Below are 18,074 nucleotides of genomic sequence, written 5' to 3'. Positions count from 1 at the left end.
CGTCAGTGCAGAAAGTCGACGAGGCTCTGGCCGCCGGGCACCGCGACCGTGTTGCGGTCCACGAGGCCGGCGATGCCGGGGATGCCGGGGATGCCGGCGCCGATGGCGTGCTGCCAGACCGAGTAGTCCGACCAGCCGCGCGGCAGCAGCGGGCCGTTGGGCCGGGTGGCGTGGGCGCCGTGGCCCAGCGGCCGGCCGTAGCTCGCGATCCACAGGTGGTGCTTACCGTCGAAGGCGGCGTTCCCGCGCATCTGGCTGGTCCAGAACGACGGGTACGTGTAGATCAGCGGACGCTGTCCGGTCGCCTGCCACACGATGCTGATGAAGAACTGGAGCGACGCCACGGCTTGCTCCGCGGTCACCCCGTACGGCAGCGTCTCGACGTCGACTGCCGGCGGCAGCTCGGCGCCGCCGCCCGCCGCCGTCACGACGTTGCTGAAGTGGTCGGCCTGGGCGCGGGTCGCGTCGGGCGTCGTGCGGGCATGGAAGTAGTGGTAGGCGCCGCGCGGCACGCGGCCGGCGCTGCCAGCCCAGTTGTGGGCGAACTGGTTGTCGGTGTGGTTGTCGCCCTCGGTGGCCTTGATGTAGGCGAAGCCGAGACCGGCCTGGCCGACGGCCGGCCAGTCGATGTTCCCCTGGGCATAGGAGACGTCGATGCCGTCGACGATCTCGAACGCCGCGCCGGGGGCGCTGAGCGCCCTCAGCTCCACCAGGGTGCCGTTGTGGTAGAAGATCGAACCGTGCTGGAAGTGGCTCACCCGGCCTACCGGCTGCCCGCCGACGACGTCGTCGACCTCGTCGCTGACCGGGAAACCGAGGGCCAGCGGGCCGCCGAGCTCGAGGTAGCGGGCCAGGATCGCCCCGTGCACCTCGAACGTGCCGGTGTCCGGGTGCTCGTAGATCGTGACCGCGACGCCGGTGGACAGCACGTACCCGAAGAAGCGTCCGTGGGTGCCGGGGACGGGCAGGGGTACGACCGGCAGCGGCACGGCCGGCCCCCAGCCCGGATGCAGCAGTTCCTGGTACTTCTCTTCGATCCCGCTCATGGCCCCAGGGTCCGTCCTGGGGCCGGACCAGCCATCCGGGTTAGCCCTGAAGCCGGCGGGCGGATCCGGCGGCCGGCTTCAGGACAACGGGAGGGCACCGGCGTGGGCCGCCGGCTGCACCAGGGAGTTCCTGACCCGCCTCCGTTCGCTGCGTGCCCATGGCATCGACATCAACCACTACTCACGCATCGTGAAAGAGCAGGGCTAACCACGTATTGTCTGATTCTGCTACCTTCTGTAGTCGCTCACGCCGTCCCCTAGGAGCCGCCGTGACCAAGGTCTACGTCTCGGCCACTTTCCGGGATCTCCAGGAGTGCCGGGCCGCCGTCCAGCTGGCGCTGCGCCGGCTGCGGGTCGAGGACATGGCCATGGAGTCGTACGTGGCCGAGGACCGGCGCCCGCTCGAACGCTGCCTGGCCGACGTCGCCGAGTGTGACGTCTACGTCGGTATCTTCGCCTGGCGGTACGGCTTCATCCCGGCCGGCTACGACCGCTCGATCACCGAGCTGGAATACCGGGAGGCGCTGACCGGCGGCAAGCCGTGTCTGATCTTCCTGTTGGACGAGGAGGCGCCCTGGCCGCGCAGTTTCGTCGACCGGGGCCGGGACGCGGAGCGGATCGAGGCGCTCCGGGCGGAGTTGGCCGACCGGCACATGTGCAGCACCTTCCGGGATCCGGCCGCCCTGGCCGCGATGGTGACCGCGGCGGTGGCGAACTTCCTCACCGACGCCGGGGGCGTCCACACGCCGAGCCGGGACACGCTCAAGCAGTACCTGCTCCGGTTGCGGCAGCACTACGGGGTGCTGGACCTGGACGCGTTGACCCCGGAGCAGACCGAGGACTACCTCCGGATCCAGTTGATGTCGGTCTTCGTCGAGCAGTGGGTACGCGAGGATCCGCCCCCGGCCGAGCTGCCCCGGGAGTGGCTGCGGCGGATGCAGTCCGAGGGGCGGATCGGCACCGAGGACGTGCCGGAGGAGGTGGACCCCCGGGAGCTGGTGCAGTTGCACGAGTCGTACCGGGCGAAGCCGCTGCAGCGGCTCTTCGACGTACTCGGCGCGCCGGAGCAGCGGGCGATCGTGCTGCTCGGCGATCCCGGCTCGGGCAAGTCGACCGTTGCCCGGTACGTGACGCTCAGCCTCACCGGCGGGCCGGTCGACGACCGGCTGACCGCGCTCGCCGACCACCTGCCGCTGCTGATCGAGTTGCGCTCGTTCATCACCCTGGCCGCCGAGGGCAAGTGCGAGAACTTCGTCGACTATCTCGACCACCGGGCCAGCACCGATGGGCTCGGCATCGAGCGGAGCGCGCTGTTGCGGCACCTCGGGGTCGGCGGCCGGGCGGTGATGGTCCTGGATGGCCTGGACGAGGTGTTCGACCGGCACCGCCGGGAGGAGGTGGCCCGGCAGATCGCCGGTTTCGCCGCCAACCACCCGCAGGTACGGATGATCGTCACGTCCCGGATCATCGGCTACTCGCGGCGGATCCTGACCAGTGTCGGGTTCGTGCACTACACGTTGCAGGACCTGGACGAGGAGCAGACCGGCGACTTCCTGTCGAGCTGGTACCGGCTGGCGATCCGGGACCGGCCGGAGGACGCGCACGCCCAGCGGGCCCGGCTGCTGGACGCGATGCGGCACTCGCACGCGATCCGGGAACTCGCCGGCAACCCGCTGCTGCTGACCATCCTGGCGATCATCGGCAAGCACCAGCCGCTGCCCCGGGAGCGCTGGAAGCTCTACGACCACGCCGCCACCGTGCTGGTGGCGCAGTGGGACACCGACCGGCACCTGCGGGAGGAATCCCCGGCCGCCGGCTTCCTGGACCCGGAGGACAAGAAGGAGCTGCTGCGCCGGCTGGCGTACCGGATGCAGTCGGCCGACCGCGGGAGCGCCGTGAACCATATCAGTGGCGCGGAGCTATCCGAGGTCTTCGAGCAGTACCTGGTCGAGCGCTACCAGCGGGACCGCGTGACTGCAGGGGTGATCGCCGGGGAGATGGTCAATGAGTTTCGGGATCGGAACTTCATCCTCAGCCGGTACGGTCCGCAGGTCTACGGCTTCGTGCACCGCACCTTCCTGGAGTTCTTCTGCGCCGACGCCATCCTGGCCAAGTTCCAACACGACCAGGTGCTCTCCTTCGAGCAGCTCAAGGACCTCTTCCGGCAGCACTGGGCCGACCTGTCCTGGCGGGAGGTGCTCCGGCTGCTCGCCGGCGCGCTGCACCAGAACCACACCGCGCAGCTCATCCAGTTGCTCACCACCGAGGTCAACCAGCCCTGGCCGCCGGCCGACTTCGCCCCGCCGCCGTGGAACCTGGCGCTGGCCGTGCAGTGCCTGGCCGAGGTCCGCAACCTGCACAGCGCCGCCGCCAAGCCGGCGGAGACACTGCTGCGGCAGCTCATCCTGCTGCTGGAGCACTGCGTCTCGATCGACGACCGGGAGACCGCCCGGCTGATCGACGAGGAGATCCTGCCGGCCGCCAAGGCGATCGGGCCGAACTGGCCCGGCCGCAAGATCTACCTCTCCTGGTACCGCCGCCGGGGCGTCCGGATCGTCTGGCACCCGGTCTCCACCCACGCCGCCCGGCTGGCCGCGATGCTCTCCACCCCGGCCGAACGGATCGACGACCTCTTCGACGACGTGCTCGCCACCATGGACGACAGCCCCGCCTCCTACGCCTCGGTCGCCGGCCTGGCCGAGGCCGCCCAGGTCGCCACTGCGGCGGTCGACAGCCCGGCGCATCAGGCTGCGGCATCGCGGGTGCTGGGCGTCCTGGCCAAACGCGCCCGCTCCGACATCCATGCCGGGGTGCGGCTGGCGGCGGTGCAGGCCCTCGGCGAGCGGTTTGGCCCCGAGGTTCTGGACGTGCTCGTCGACCGGGTCCGCGCGGACGGGTACGCCGGGGTGCGGCTCGCCGCGGTACAGGCCCTCAGCGAACGCTTCCGTGACGAACCCCACGTCCGGGAACTTCTACGGGAGCGGGCCCGCGCCGACGGGCACGCCAGCGTACGCCTGAGCGCCGTCCAGGCTCTTGGCGGCTACGTCGGAGACGAGGAATTCCGCAGAGTGCTCGTCGATTGCCTGCGTACCGACCCCGACGCCGAGGTGACCCGTACCGCCGCCCAGGTCCTGATGGGACGCTTCGGCGCTACCGGCCAGGTCCGCGACCTGCTCATCGAACGGGCCCGAGACGACACTGAGCCCGCTGCCCGCCGTATTTGCGTTCGTATTCTCGGCGACCGACTCGCCGCCGACCGGGGGGTTCGCGCCCTGCTCATCGATCGGGTCCGCTCGGACCCTGACCCAGGGGTGCTGCGGGTCGCCGCGCGCGCCCTGCTCCATTGGCAGCCTCCGGATACCGGCATCGTGCGGGACATGCTGGTCAGTCGCGCCCGCGTCGATTCCGACGCGATTGTCCGCCGAACCGCGCTCCGCATCCTGGTGGAGTCCTTCGAGCGGGACCCCGCGCTGATCGAGCTGCTGGTCACCACCGCCCGCCACGACCGGGACGCCGACGTACGCCTGCTCGCCGCCCGAGCCCTGACCGACGACATCGGCGCCGAAGCCTCGGTCGGCGCCGCACTCGGCGAACTCGCCCTACGAGACCGGGACGCCCGGATCCGGCTGGTCGCCGCCCGAGCCCTGATCGAGCGAGTCGGAATGGACTCCGCCGTCTCCGAGGTACTCGCCGGGCTCGCCCGAGACGACTCCGACGCGACCGTCCGCCTCGCCGCCGTCAACGCCCTCGCCGACACCGCACGCCGCGATCCCGCCACCCGGGAAGTGATCCTCGACCGAGCCCGCAACGACCCCGACGCCGAGGTACGGCTCGCCGCACTCCGCGCACTGACCCGAGAGCCGCAACTATCCGAACAGGTCCACCACGTACTGGTCGACCGGGCACACCACGACCCGGACGCCGCCGTCTTCGCCCTCGCCGCCACAGCAGTGGTAGAACGCGGCGCGTCCCGCGACGACGTACACGACCTACTCACCGGACGAGTACACGACGACAGCAACGCCCGGCTCCGGCTCGCCGCCGTACGCCTACTGGTACAGCGGCTCGGCATCGACGCCGACGTCCGAGAGGCACTACTGGAACGAATCCGGCACGACCCCGACGCCGAACTCGTACACGAAGCCGCCGTCGAACTCGCCACCCGGCTCGGCACCGACGTCGAGCAGTGCGAAGTCCTGATGGCCCGGGCCACCGGCGAGGACCCACAGATCCGCACCGTGGCCGTACGCATCCTCGGCGAACACTTCGGCGCCGACCGGGCCGTACGCGAACTGCTGATCGAACGGGCCGGCAACGACAAGGACGTACAAGTACGCCGCGAGGCACTCCGAGTACTCGGCGAACGCCTCGCCGAACATCCCGAAGTCCGTACCCTCTTCGTGGAACGGCTACGCGACCAGGACTGGTCGGTACGGGCCGCCACCGTGCAAGCCCTCGGCACCCACTTCGGCGACGACCACCAGACCCGAGAACTCCTCACCGAACTGGCCCGCGACGACCCGGATCCCGGCTTCCGACGCCGAGCCGGTCAGGTACTCACCTGGCTACCCGACGCCGACCCCGACGATTTACCAGACCTCGAAAATGAGCCGGCCACACGACCCAGCGGCGCCCGCTCGGCTCAGCACGCTGGAGGTGCGATGACGGAGGCTCATGAAGGCGAGAAGTCTGAGACAAGGTCGACCAGTAGGGGTGAAGCCATCCCCACCTACCAGCTCAACGACGTCTTCAAACGGAGTGGCACACCCACGGTGACCTTTGTGGAGCCTTCGGACTTCTCGCTGTTCCGCATGGCGCTGCGGCAACCCGGTCTAGGGATCGTGATCGAGGGACCATCCGGGACCGGCAAGAGCACCTATTTGCAGCAGGCAGTTCAGATGGAACGTGCCCAAGGTCGCGAAATCGTCGTACTGAGCGCCCGGAAACGAGACGACCTCGAACGAATACGCGCACTGCCGGCGATGTTGGGGTCGGGCATTGTGGCGGTTGATGACTTTCATCGACTGTCTCCCGAAGTGCAAGCATCTCTGACTCACTACCTCAAACTCCTCGCTGACGAGGAGTCAGCCGATCATCGACTGATCATTGCGGGGATTCCAGGAACCGGTCGTCGTTTGGTCGACGTTGCGTCCGATCTGGCCACCCGGATCCAGCTTTTCGTCCTGCGTAAAGTGGGAGGGGATCTCGTCTTACGTATGATCCGCAAGGGCGAGGCGGCACTGAATGTCTCTTTTGACGAGGCGGAGCGGATCGTCGAATTGGCGGGGGGCAGCTTAAGTACTGCTCAGATGCTGTGCTGGTTCCTGGCAACGCAGAATGACATCGTCGAAACTCAGCCGACGCCCACTCGTGTCGTCCACGGTCTCGAGGACGCACTAAGTCACCTCGAATTTGCGTTGCGCATGAAGTATCAGAAGGCGGTTGAGGCGTTCGCGTCTCTGGACGGCGAACGGCATCAGGCATGTATAGAGTTGCTGCTGAGGTTGAGTTCAACTGATGGGGTGTTGCACCTCGACGAAGTGGCCGGTCATCAACCTGAGTTGACGATCGCGATCGAGGCCCACCTACTCCAGAGGTTCCCTGTCGGCTTCGATGACGAAGTCTTGGGTGAGCACCTCTACCTTGACGTGCGCTCGCGGCAGTTGGTTGTGGAAGACCCGCAGTTCTTGATCTACCTGCGGCAGCAGCGGCGCGATGAACTTGCCCGGGCGGTAGGCAAGAGAACCCTCGGGCGACGCAATCAAGTGTTTATTAGTTATAGTCATCGGGACGCCGACTGGCTGGATCGACTCAAAATACATTTGAGTCCACTGATCCGCAAGGGAATCGTTGACGTGTGGGCAGACACCCGACTCAACCCGGGTGAGCTGTGGCGAGAGGAACTGGAAGCGGCGCTCTCTCGCGCCAGGGCAGCGATCCTGATCGTAACGGCCGATTTCTTCGCGTCATCCTTCGTGCAGGAGGTCGAGTTGCCGAACCTGCTGGAGGCGGCACGCCTGGATGGATGCCAAGTCCTTCCCTTGATAATCAAGCCAAGCTACTTCCCCTATTCAGAAATTGGTCAGTTCCAAGCGTTCAACGACGCTGGGCGACCACTGAGCGGGCTTACCGAACACCATCAAGAACAGGTTCTCGCTACGGTAGCCACGTCGCTGGTCCATCTGCTCTCCGAAGCCGCTCCGCCGACCTGACGGCAAGGCAGGGACGCGGAAAAGGCCGACCATTCCGGCTACGAGCCGGGCGCTGGTGCCGGTCTCCAGGCCAGGCACCGGATACAGGAAGTGCGCACTAATTTGAGCCCACTCAGGTCAGAATGTGGCGATCGGGTTGACCGGGCTGCCGGACGTACCGGCGAAGCGGACCGGCGCGACCGCGAGGTGGAAGTCCCACTGGCCGAGCTCGGCAGCCGTCGTCGCGCACACCTCCAGGTCGCAGTTGTCGAGCAGCCACAGACCCATCGCGACGAGGCTGACGGCGTGAAGCGGCATCAACACCTCTTCGTACCCCGACGGCTGAACGTCCTGGGGGGTGTCAGCGCCGATCAGCGCGACCTCCCGTTCATGCAGCCACGGCAGGCAGGACGCGTGCCAGCCGGCCTGCGTGAAACCGCTGGCCGTACCGGCCTCGTGCCGGACGCGGCCATGGCCGGTCCGCAGCAGTACCGCATCGCCGGATCGCACCCGCACACCCTGCCGACGCTCGGCCTCCTCGAGATCGTCGGGAAACACGGCCTGCCCCGGTTCCAACCACGGCACATCACGGACCCTCGCAATGTCCAGCAGGACACCACGCGTGATGATCCCGTTCGCCGCCGCCGTGACGGCCGCCCACCCCGATCCCGTCGCGGCGTCGACCAACGAGTGCGACCGCCCGTTGTACATCATGCCGTCCCAGAAGATGTGGCACGGCGAGTCGACGTGGGTGACGGTGTTGCCGTGGAACGTGATGCCGAGCCGCTCGGACGAAAAGCCCCAGCGCCGATCGGCGCGGAATCCGGGCAGCGGCATGTCCTCGGCACCCGGCATGTCGGCGGCGCACGGGCACGTCGTCGTCGACCGCTCCATCTCTTCCGGTACGGCAACCTCCCATGCGCACGACACGCTCCTGCCGTGGCGCACGGCCCGCGCCGCCGCCAGCCGGACGTCGTCGGTAATGTGGTTCAGAGTCCCGAGCTCGTCGTCGTCGCCCCACCGTCCCCAGTTCGACAGCGTGTTGAAGTACCCGAGCACGTCGTCCTGGGTGGGCATCGGTCGCCCTGCCGTCATCCCAGCATCGACTCCTCCGGTCACGCGTTTCGAGGCACCGCAGGCAGGGTATCCCGCCCTCTCCTCGACATGCCACGGTCCGCCGAACTGGCATGACACCAGAACGCGACCTGCAGACCGTGGAACAGCGCCGGGTGTAGCTCAACGACAGTCGCGGCGGCTCGGAAGATGTCGTGCTTGTCAGCCCAGCAAACCGTGCCCGAGTCTTCCGGTACTGGCGGGCGCGGCGAAAGCCACCTCGTCGTTCGACATCTGTCCCGCCCGACGGTTCGCTGTCCAGCTAACGGCCGGGGGCCGACTGAGGTTCCCCCCGGGATGTGGACACCGGGTTATGCCGCGATCTGTTGCAGGGTAGCCGGTGTGAGGGTTTGTTCGTAGTCGGCGGGGCTGAGGTAGCCGAGTGCGGAGTGGCGGCGCCGGTGGTTGTAGAAGGCGATCCACCGGAACACGTCGCGGCGGGCGTCGGGTTCGGTGGTCCAGCGGTGGTGGTCGACATCCAACTCTCGTTTGAGGGTGGCGAAGAACGCCTCGGCCAGGGCGTTGTCGTACGAGGATCCGATCCGCCCCATCGAGCGGCGGATGCCGTGCCGTTGGCAGGCGTCGGCGAAGTCGCGGCTGACGTATTGGGCGCCCCTGTCCGAGTGGAAAATCACGCCGTCGACTCGGCCGCTCCGGGCGGCGACTGCGGCGTCCAGGGCGTCGATGATCAGGCTGGTGCGCATGTGGGTGTTGATCGACCAGCCGATCAGGCGGCGGGTGGCGATGTCGATGACGGTGGCCAGGTAGAGCCAGCCGCCGCCGACGCGGAGGTAGGTGATGTCGCCGCACCACCGCTGGTCCGGTGTCGTGGCGGTGAAGTCCCGGCCGATCAGGTCCGGCGCCGGCGGGGCGGCCGGATCCGGGATCGTGGTGCGTTTGCGGCGGCGTAGGTGCCGGCCCACGATCTCCCGCTGCCGCATGATCCGCTCGACTCGCTTGCGGTTGACCCGCACACCCCGGTCGCGCAGCTCGACGGTCACCCTCGGGGACCCATAGGCGCCACCGGAGTCGGCGTGGATGATCCTGATCTGCTCGGCGAGGGCGTCCTCGGCGGCGGCGCGGGCCTGCCGTGCGGGTTCGCTGGCGGCCCAGCGGTAGAACCCGGAGCGGGACACGGCCAGGATCCGGCACAGCCGCTTGACGCTCCAGGTGGCGCGGTGGGTGGAGATGAACCGGAAGCGGCTGGTCACCGATCCATCTCCTTCGCGAAATACGCGGCTGCCTTGCGCAGGATCTCCTTCTCCTGCCGCAGCTCAGCCACCTCACGCCGCAGCCGGGCGATCTCCGCGTCCTTGTCCGCCACCGACAGAGCGTCCCCACCCGATGCCGGACCCGTGCCGGTTTGCCGCTCCTGCTTACGGACCCAGTTCCGCAGCGTCTCGTGACTCATCCCCAACTCGCGGGCGACCTGGTTGATCGGCCGACCCGACGAACGGACCAGGTCAACCGCGTCACGCTGGAACTCTTCCGTGTACTTCGATGGACGCCCCAACGGGGACACCCCTTCCTCTGGACCAACGTCCAGTTTCAGGGTGTCCACATCTCAGGGGGAAGCCCAGCCGTTTCCCTGTCAGGTTGTGAGGACGGTGACAGCTGTCCGGAGGTGACGACGCAGCGTGTCGTCCCGCCAGACGTAATCCGCGTTGCCGTGGCGGACCACCCGTTCGTCGCGCTCGGCTAGCTCGACGAGGCCGGGTACGGCCGTGACCGCACGCATGTCGACGAGCAGCGTCACCGCGTCGGGCCGGCCATCGGATTTCGCGATTGCCGCCAGCAACGCCTCGACCAGTTCGCCTGGGGGCGTGCCGAGTCGCCACAGTGCGCGTGCCGCGTCCGGCTTGCTCCACCAGTTGCCGCTGGTGAGCAGGTGCCACAGGCCGGGGGCGAGGTTCGCGCCGGCCGGGGCAAGGGCTGCGGCGAGTCGGGCGGCGGCGTCGCTGCCCCGGTCGCTGTCGAGAACGGCGGCCACGGTCGGCAACGCCTGCGCTGGGTCGCCGGTGGCGCGCCACAGCATCTCGGCGAGTGCGATCCGTTCGTGAGGATCGGTACGCGTCGTGTCGGCCAACCAAGCCCGCAGGTGGGGTACCAAAGGTGCCAGGTCGGTCCCGGCGTCAGCGGCGAGCCGAAGGTCCCATGCGAGGCCGTGACGGTACCGCGTGAGGTGGGTGACGACGGCGCCGACAAGTGGGGCGGCGTCGCCAGTAAGGCGCCAGACGGCGTGTCCTGCGCGGATGTCACCGTCGACGGCGCGGTCGCGCAGCGCCGGCACGGCCGGTAGCGCTGCCGGTCCGATCGCCGCCAGGGCACCTGCTGCAACACCGGATGCGTGTTCGTACGCGGCGAGGATCTCCGGAACCGCGTCACTGGCTGCCGGTCCCCACGTGTGCAGAAGCTGAACCAGGTCGATCGGCGCATTGGGGGGCCCATCCGCCGTGGCGGCGGTCAGGAGGCTGTGCCGCTCGTTGCGGGGCGTGGTGCAGTGCACGGTCAGGCGTCGCCGGACCATGGCAAGAACATCCTGGTCGAAGGCCGGTGGGTGATCTTCGAATAGGTCGACGGCATACGGGTCGCGGCCGGTCGACCAGACGGCCATGGCCGGTTCCTTCCAGCGGGGGTCACCGAGCCGAACAAGGACGGTGAGTGCGGTTTCCGCTGCCCAACGGCCCCGCTCGTCGGCCGTTGCGGCCGTGGCCGCGTCGCCGGCGATCGTGGCCAGGCGATCGGCGACCGCCGCCGCGGAAAAGCCGGCCGCATCGACCGCGTCGACCGCGGCCGCGCGAACCTTGTCGTCCGGATCGGCCAGCAGCCGCGCGAGCTGGTCCATCAGCGCGGTTGACGCGGATCGCGACACCCTGAACCGATGCTCCAGGCCGACGGCGGCACCATGTCGAGCGGACGGGGCAGATCGGGCGAGCAGCGCGTCGGTCAGCGCTGCGACGCTGTCGGCATCGAGCAGCCGCGTGAGGTCCCGCGGCGGCTGTCCCGCCACCTCTTCCTGCCACGGTCCTCGCCAGAACTCGCCGTGGTCGCATGCCGCCGCCACCGCCTTCACATCGTCGGCGCCCATTGGTAGCCCGGCCCTCGCGAAGGCGAACGCCGCCGCCTGCGGCACGGGAAACGGCTCCGCCAGGGCCGCGCGCAGCAGATCGGCCGACGGGGCCGTCTCGTGAAGCACCATGCCGAGCAGCAGCGAGGCCCGGACCGTCGGCGTGGCCTCCACCGCCCAGCATGCCCGCAGTGCCGCCGCACGGTGTGGACCGCTGCGGGCGAGGGCGTAGGCGGTGGCCTCTCTGACCTGCGGATCCGGGTCGTCGAGGCCGGGTAGCAGCGTGTCGCTCAGGGCGGCGACAGCGGCGTGGACGGACGGCTGCGCTTCCCCGTTGGTCTGGTCCGGATCACACAGCTGCCCGATGCTGGACAGCAGGTCGGCTCGGCCGTGGACGCCGGGCCGACCGGCCAACTCCACGAGAAACGGCACCACAAGGACAGTCGCCGGGTAGACGGTGCCCTGGTGGTGAAGGCTGGAATAGAACTCGAACCGGCCGTCGGCTGCGGTCTGCGGGTCCGTCGACGCGATGGCCCGGAGGATGTCGGGTGTCTCGGTCGCCGGTCCGTAGGCACCCTCATAGTCCGCCCAGTCGATCGCATCCCATCCCTTGATCACGGCGGCACCGTAACGGGCACCTCCGACATTTACCGTAGATGTCCGCAGCGTCGAAGGTCGGAACAGCAGAAGCCGGTATCACGGCCCCGAATATCCGGTGCACGGATCTGCCGCCGAACGGGCGCGGTGACACCGTCGCCTACAAGTCATACAGAGTGACGGCTCCGGCTGGCGTGTGGCGCACGGTCATGCCGTCGAGCGCGCGCCGTCATGGCGGGCGTCGTCCTGACTTGCCGAAGGGCTCCGGCCTCAGCCTCTACTGTCTGGCCGGCGGCGTGAGACGCGCTGCTCGGTACGCCGCCGCCACGATGGCATTGTCTGGTTCGGCCCACACGATCTCGAAGAAGTTGTCTTCCGGATCGGCGACGTACGCGGACCGGCCAGGAAAGAACTCAGCATTCGTCGGTTTCTTCGTGATGCGCCCTCCGGCAGCTCCGAACTGATCCGCAAGGCGATCGACTTCGGCCGCCTGACGCACGACGATGCCAATGGTGAACCGGATACCGCCGCGGCCGAGTTCCTGGTCGCCGCGTCCATCGGCGGCGAGCTTCTCCGCCGGGAACAACGCTAGGACTGCTCCGTGCAGCTGGAAGGCGGCGAAGTCGGCATCGTCGACAACCTGCGGAAATCCGAGGGACCGATAGAAGTCGCGCTGCCGCCCCAGATCACGAACGCCCAATGTGAAGACATTGGCCAGTAGCGTCTGCGGCGCGCCCAGACCTGAATCGTTCATCGCCCGATGATAATCCAACAGGCCCAAGGACAGGCGGTCAAGACCGCTGCGAGGACGCGCCCGACAGGTCGGCGGCTCCTGGCGAGCGGAGCTGTCTGATGAAGCTGCCGCACCGCCCACCGCAACGCAAGATCGAGATCATCGCGGCGCAGTACTCGATGTGAAGCTGACCGAACTCGACGGTCGTCACGTCGTGGTCGTCAGCCGGTGAGGACAGCAGCGTGCATGTCTGGGACCTCGCCACCCGGCTCCTAGTCGGAGCGCCCTACCGGCGCCACCGACACTACCGTCAACTGCCTGGCAATCGGCCTTGACCGACGCCGGCACCGCTACCTCCCAGGCGATGGCAGCCGACCGCATCCGGATCAGGCGCCGACGACACGTGCGCCACCACCAGCCGGAGCCGTCACGCCCCGTGGCCGACCTCCGACGTCGCCGACGTCCGGAACTTGCCGATGAGCGTGCAGGCGAGCGACTACCCGACTGATCATGCCTCAACGGCACCGGGCATCCTGAACACTGTGAGCGATGGATGCATTCGGTTGATCCCAACCGACCCGGGCTGGCAGCCCACGCCCGAGGCCGCAGCCGCTGCCGTTGCCTACGTGGCGAGCTTGTTCTCAGGGCTCGGTGACGCTGTCGAAGATGTGAGGCCGAAGTTCTACGACCGGGTGACCCTGATCGACGCCGGCGAGTACACCACCCAGATCACGTGCCCACGCTGCGACGGCGATATCGGCTTGCCATGGCTCGGCGAGCTGGTCAGGGAAGTTGGCCAGAGCTTCGACCACTTGGACGTGACAGTGCCCTGCTGCTGTGCCGTGGTCACGCTGGATAGCCTGCGCTACGAGGAGCCGATTGGCTTTGCGCGGTTCGAAGTAAGTGCCATGAACCCGACTCGGGCGAACTACGAACTCGATGCCGAGGAACTTGCCAGGGTGGCTGATCTTCTCGGCCACCCTGTCGCGCAGGTCCTCGCTCACTACTGAGTAGCGCACGCCGTGGGGGCAAGTTGATGCCTGTATGGGCTCGCCAAGAGCGGATGCACTGATCTAGTAGGACTTTGTTAGGTCGGTACGGGTTGGTGGCAGTGTGGGCAGAAGCCGAGCCAGGTGGCGAGTTGGTATTGCAGGTGCCGTAGGACGGCGTAGAGGCTCAGGGCCGCCCGGTTGCTTTTGGGTCGGTTAGCCGCGTCTGGGTGAGGAACAACTGGGCGGCGCTGGCCAGGGTGACGTGGCGGTGCCAGCCGATCCAGGAGCGGCCTTCGAAGTGGTCGAGTCCGAGGCCGGTTTTGAGTTCGCGGTAGTCGTGTTCGATGCGCCAGCGGCTTTTCGCCAGGTGGACCAGGTCGCTGAGGGTGGTGTCGGTGGGCAGGTCGGACAGCCAGTAGTCGGTGGGTTCGTCGTGGCCGGGTGGCCATTGCACGAGCAGCCAGCAGTCGGGCAGGACGCCGTCGCCGTGCTGGGGAAGGCCTTCTCGGACGGTTCTGCCGGCGGGGCGGATCCGCAGGGCGAAGAAGTGTCCGGACAGCGTGTCGGCGGGTCGGTCGTCCGCGCTGTCAGCTGCGGGTAGTCGTTGCCGCCAGTGCACGAGTACGGCGCGCTCAGCGCCGTGGTCGAGGGCGAGGTCTTTGATACTGCGGGCCGGATGCGGATATCGCGGCGTGGGATGTTTCCCGACTCCGGCGTAGGCGACCTCGACAGGTTCGGCATGGCCGGGCTGGGCGGTCGTGCTCGAGGTGGTGGCCACGATGTAGGCGATGCCGCGGTCGGTCAGGCCTTGCCGGAACTCGGCGACCTGGCCGTACCCGGCATCGGCGGTCAGTAACGGCGGATACAGGTCCCAGCCGGCCAGTTCGTCGATCATCTCCAAGGCCATCAGCCATTTCGGCCGGTAGCGTTCGCCGTCGGGCACCTTCGACGCCGCCCTGCGGCGCAGGATCTGCGCGATCTGTTCCTCGCGCGGCGCCTCTTTGCGCAGGTGAGGCTTCTTCTTCCCCGCTTCGTCCAGGGTGACTGGCTGCCGGCGCAGTCGACGGGCGTGAGTGTTGGCGACTTTCCCGGCCTCATCCGGCACGCAGGTCTCATCCCAGGACTCCGGGACGAACAACCGCCAGTCCAGCACCGCCGACGCGACATCGGAGGCCGCGTGCACACTGACGGCGATCTGGCAGTTGCCGACCTTGCCGAGCGTCCCGGAGTACTGCCGGGCGACACACGCCGATGCTGGCCCGTCCTTGGCGAACCCGGTGTCGTCGACGACCCACACCCTCGGCGCCACCACCTGCACGGCGGTCCTCGCTACTCGCCGTCGCACACCGACCACGTCCCACGTCGACGATGTCAGGAACTGTTGCAACTGCTGATGATCCACCCCGAGACGAGCCGCCATCGGCTGCATCGACTTACGACGCCCATCCAGCATCAACCCGCGCAGATACCGCACACCCGTCTCGCGCTGATCCACCCGAGACAACCCGGCGAACACCCCCGAGGCGAACTCCTGCAGCTGATCCCGGACCCGCGCTAGCCCACCCTTATCCACACCCGCCAGCCAAGCATCACCAGCAGACACCTACAAGCGACACACCACAACGACCTAACAAAGTCCTACTAGGCCGTGTCTCGTGGATCTCGGGCGAGGTCGCGTAGCCAGATCTTCATCGTGGCGACGTCGACGGCGGCCTGGTACATGAAGTCTCTCTTGTCGTAGCGGGTGGCCACGGCCCGGAACTGCTTGAGCTTGTTGATTGCCCGTTCGACGACATTGCGCTGTTTGTACAGCTCACGGTCGAAGGCGGGCGGGCGCCCACCGCGGCTGCCCTTGGACACCCGCGCGGCGACCTGGTCCTTCTTCTCCGGGATCACCGCCGTGATCCGGCGCCGACGCAGCTCAGCCCGGATCTTCTTGTTCGTGTACGCCTTGTCGGCAAGCAGCCGGCCCGGCCGAGCGCGAGGCCGGCCCACCCGGCGCCGGATGCGGATGCCGTCCATGACCTTGGCGAACCCGACGCTGTCGTGGCGCTGCCCAGCGGTCAGCGTCCGGCTGATCGGCCGGCACCGGCGGTCGGCGGCCAGGTGCAGCTTCGTGCTCAGTCCGCCGCGGGACCGGCCGAGCGCCTCACGATCACCCGATTCGCCCGATCCCGTCCGCCCCCTTTGCCATCGCCGGCCTGCTCGGACAGCTCTCTGGGCAGGTCACGGCGAGCACCAGCGGCGTGCTGATGCGCCCGGACCACGGTCGAGTCCACGCCGAGGGTCCAGTCATCGCCCTCTTCGGCATCGCAGTCGGTACGCAGCGCGTCGCAGATCCTCGCCCAGGTCCCGTCGAGGGTCCAGCGACGTTTGCGCTGGTAGACGGTCTTCCACGGGCCGAACCGGGCGGGCAGGTCCCGCCAGGTGATGCCGGTCCGTTCCCGGAACAAGACTCCAGAGATCGTCGTACGGTGATCACGCCACCGGCCACCACGCGGCGGATCTGCAGGCAGCAGGGGCTTGAGCAGTTCCCACTCGGCGTCGGTGAGCTCGAACCGTCCAGACACGACAAACGTGTTACACCCTCATCCCCAACAGATCCACGAGACACGCCCTAGTTCTACCGGCCCACCGCCCCGTCGAATTGCTCGCGCAGGATGTCGGCGTGCCCGGCATGCCGCGCGGTCTCCTCGATCATGTGTACGAGCAGCCAGCGCATGGACGGCGGCGTGGTCTCCCGAAGGGACCGGATGCCTGGTCGGTCCAGGTCGGTACAGGCGGCGAGAATCGCGTTGCTGCGGTCCACCGCTGCCCGGTACGCGGCGAGCAGCTCGGCTGCGGGTTCAGTGGCCGGCGCCTGGTCGTCCCACTTCGGCACATCCTCACCGGCGTACGCCCACACAAACCAGTTGAGCTCGGTGGCGGTGAGGTGCTTCACCAGCCAGAGCAGACTCGTACCGGAAGCAACCCCCGGCCTGCGGGCCTGTTCGTCAGGGACGCCGGCCACCTTGGCCGCCACCGCCTCGCGTAGGTAGTCGAGGAACGCCGTCAGCGTGGTTCGCTCGTCGGCGTTGATGCCGGGCGGGCGGATGTCGCCTCGGGATTGGGGGTCTGCCACGGCGTCATGGTACTGAGTGAGTCTTTGAAGAGGGGTACGTCGGACTCGGCGTGCGGCCGATGACCGTGGATGCCTCGTTGCCCTTGGCATGCCCCGTAAGCGTCGGTATCCCTCCGATCTGACCACCGCCGAGTGGCGTCACATCGCCGGGCTGCTCCCACCACCACGGCCTGGCGTCCGGCCGGAGAAGCACTCCCGTCGGGCGATCGTGGACGCGATCCTCTACGTCGTGCGTACCGGCTGCTCCTGGCGGCAACTCCCGGCCGACTTCCCGCCATGGCAGACCGTCTACTGGCACTTCGTCCGCTGGGAACAGGAGGAGGTCACGCAGCACATCCTCGACCGGCTCCGCGAACAGGTCCGTGTGCAGCAGGGCCGCAACCGACAGCCGTCCGCCGGGATCATCGACTCCCAGAGCGTCAAGGCCGCCGACACCGTCGGCCGCGACAGCCGGGGCTACGACGCCGGCAAGAAAATCAACGGCCGCAAGAGGTTCATCGTCACCGACACCCTCGGACTCATCCTCGTCGTCATGGTCTGCGCCGCCAGCGTCCAGGACCGCGACGGCGCCAAGACCACCCCGCTCAGCCTCTACCTCACCACACCGGTCCGGTACGTCCTCGCCGACGCCGGCTTCGCCGGCCGCCTCGTCGACTGGGCCACCCGAATCCTGACCACCACCCTGCACATCATCCGCAAACCAACCGGCCAGAAAGGCTTCGTCCTGATCCCCCGACGATGGCCGGTCGAACGGACCTTCGCCTGACTCACCGCCCACCGCCGACTCGCCCGCGACTACGAACGCGACCCCGCCACCTCGGAGGCGATGATCCGCTGGGCCGCGATCAACACCATGACCCGCCGCCTCACCGAGGCGCATCCACCACCCGCCAACAACGCCGTACCTACCGCCAGCAGCCCGCATAGCCCTTCTCAAACACTCACTCACACACCACTGAACCCTTTTCAATCCCCATGCGGTCCGGCGGACCGCAAGGTCGGACGCGGTGCGTGAGCGCCGCGGTCCAGGTTGAAAAAGGTTCACTGAAGCACCTCCACCGCCGTTCGCGGGACCAGAATGCCGCCGCTGCATCCGCACAGCCCGACACCGCCGCCTGCATGGCAGCAGGCATCCGACGTCACATCGGACGCATACCGCGCGTACGACGTTGCCGACGAGAGTGCCACTCAATCTTTTCGTCTCTTCGCGGCAT

9 protein-coding genes and 2 pseudogenes are annotated in these 18,074 nt (G+C 68.0%); 3 read left to right on the top strand and 8 right to left on the bottom strand.

Going from position 1 to position 18,074, the window contains the following annotated elements:
• Positions 1 to 2 precede the first annotated feature (2 nt).
• A complete protein-coding gene (locus ACSMXO_RS18235) occupies positions 3 to 1,046 on the bottom strand; it encodes a GH25 family lysozyme (protein WP_455418673.1) in 1,044 nt (347 codons plus the stop codon).
• A 269-nt stretch (positions 1,047 to 1,315) separates the two neighbouring features.
• On the opposite strand from ACSMXO_RS18235, the gene ACSMXO_RS18230 reads away from it, so the two are divergent.
• Positions 1,316 to 7,258 carry a HEAT repeat domain-containing protein gene (locus tag ACSMXO_RS18230; RefSeq protein ID WP_455418672.1) on the top strand — a complete coding sequence of 1,981 codons (5,943 nt, stop codon included), beginning with the start codon at positions 1,316 to 1,318 and terminating at the stop codon, positions 7,256 to 7,258.
• A gap of 117 nt (positions 7,259 to 7,375) precedes the next feature.
• On the opposite strand, the gene ACSMXO_RS18225 is transcribed toward ACSMXO_RS18230, so the two are convergent.
• The 4 genes from ACSMXO_RS18225 to ACSMXO_RS18210 all read right to left on the bottom strand — a co-directional run bounded on the left by ACSMXO_RS18225 (position 7,376) and on the right by ACSMXO_RS18210 (position 12,768).
• Entirely contained in the window at positions 7,376 to 8,314 is a 939-nt protein-coding gene (locus tag ACSMXO_RS18225; RefSeq protein WP_455418671.1) for a cyclase family protein, read from the bottom strand.
• 347 nt (positions 8,315 to 8,661) lie between these two features.
• Positions 8,662 to 9,863 (bottom strand): IS3 family transposase gene (locus tag ACSMXO_RS18220; RefSeq protein WP_455413926.1). Its coding sequence is split into 2 segments (ribosomal slippage): positions 8,662 to 9,626 and positions 9,626 to 9,863, totalling 1,203 coding nucleotides; the frame shifts between segments, so codons are not numbered across the junction.
• Between the two features lie 78 nt (positions 9,864 to 9,941).
• Positions 9,942 to 12,035, bottom strand: coding sequence for a hypothetical protein (locus ACSMXO_RS18215; RefSeq protein WP_455418670.1), 2,094 nt, complete (start codon positions 12,033 to 12,035; stop codon positions 9,942 to 9,944).
• Between the two features lie 256 nt (positions 12,036 to 12,291).
• The gene (locus ACSMXO_RS18210; RefSeq protein ID WP_346262926.1) at positions 12,292 to 12,768 is read right to left on the bottom strand and encodes a VOC family protein; all 477 of its coding nucleotides are present in this window, start codon (positions 12,766 to 12,768) and stop codon (positions 12,292 to 12,294) included.
• Positions 12,769 to 13,223: 455 nt separating this feature from the next.
• Here ACSMXO_RS18210 and ACSMXO_RS18205 point away from each other — a divergent pair, with 455 nt between their 5' ends.
• Positions 13,224 to 13,757, top strand: a complete 534-nt coding sequence (locus ACSMXO_RS18205) for a hypothetical protein (RefSeq protein WP_455418669.1) — start codon at positions 13,224 to 13,226, stop codon at positions 13,755 to 13,757.
• A 166-nt stretch (positions 13,758 to 13,923) separates the two neighbouring features.
• Here the strand turns inward: ACSMXO_RS18205 and ACSMXO_RS18200 are convergent, their stop codons facing one another.
• The 3 genes and pseudogenes from ACSMXO_RS18200 to ACSMXO_RS18190 all read right to left on the bottom strand — a co-directional run bounded on the left by ACSMXO_RS18200 (position 13,924) and on the right by ACSMXO_RS18190 (position 16,860).
• The gene (locus ACSMXO_RS18200; protein ID WP_455413970.1) at positions 13,924 to 15,312 is read right to left on the bottom strand and encodes an IS701 family transposase; all 1,389 of its coding nucleotides are present in this window, start codon (positions 15,310 to 15,312) and stop codon (positions 13,924 to 13,926) included.
• 68 nt (positions 15,313 to 15,380) lie between these two features.
• A pseudogene (locus tag ACSMXO_RS18195) lies at positions 15,381 to 16,309 on the bottom strand (IS5 family transposase).
• A gap of 53 nt (positions 16,310 to 16,362) precedes the next feature.
• Entirely contained in the window at positions 16,363 to 16,860 is a 498-nt protein-coding gene (locus ACSMXO_RS18190) for a DinB family protein (protein ID WP_346262923.1), read from the bottom strand.
• A gap of 88 nt (positions 16,861 to 16,948) precedes the next feature.
• On the opposite strand from ACSMXO_RS18190, the pseudogene ACSMXO_RS18185 reads away from it, so the two are divergent.
• A pseudogene (locus ACSMXO_RS18185) lies at positions 16,949 to 17,875 on the top strand (IS5 family transposase).
• Positions 17,876 to 18,074: the final 199 nt, after the last annotated feature.

It is taken from the genome of Plantactinospora sp. DSM 117369, assembly GCF_053764795.1.
The sequence above is the reverse complement of the archived record's forward strand: the minus strand, read 5'-3'. Positions and strand labels throughout refer to the sequence as shown.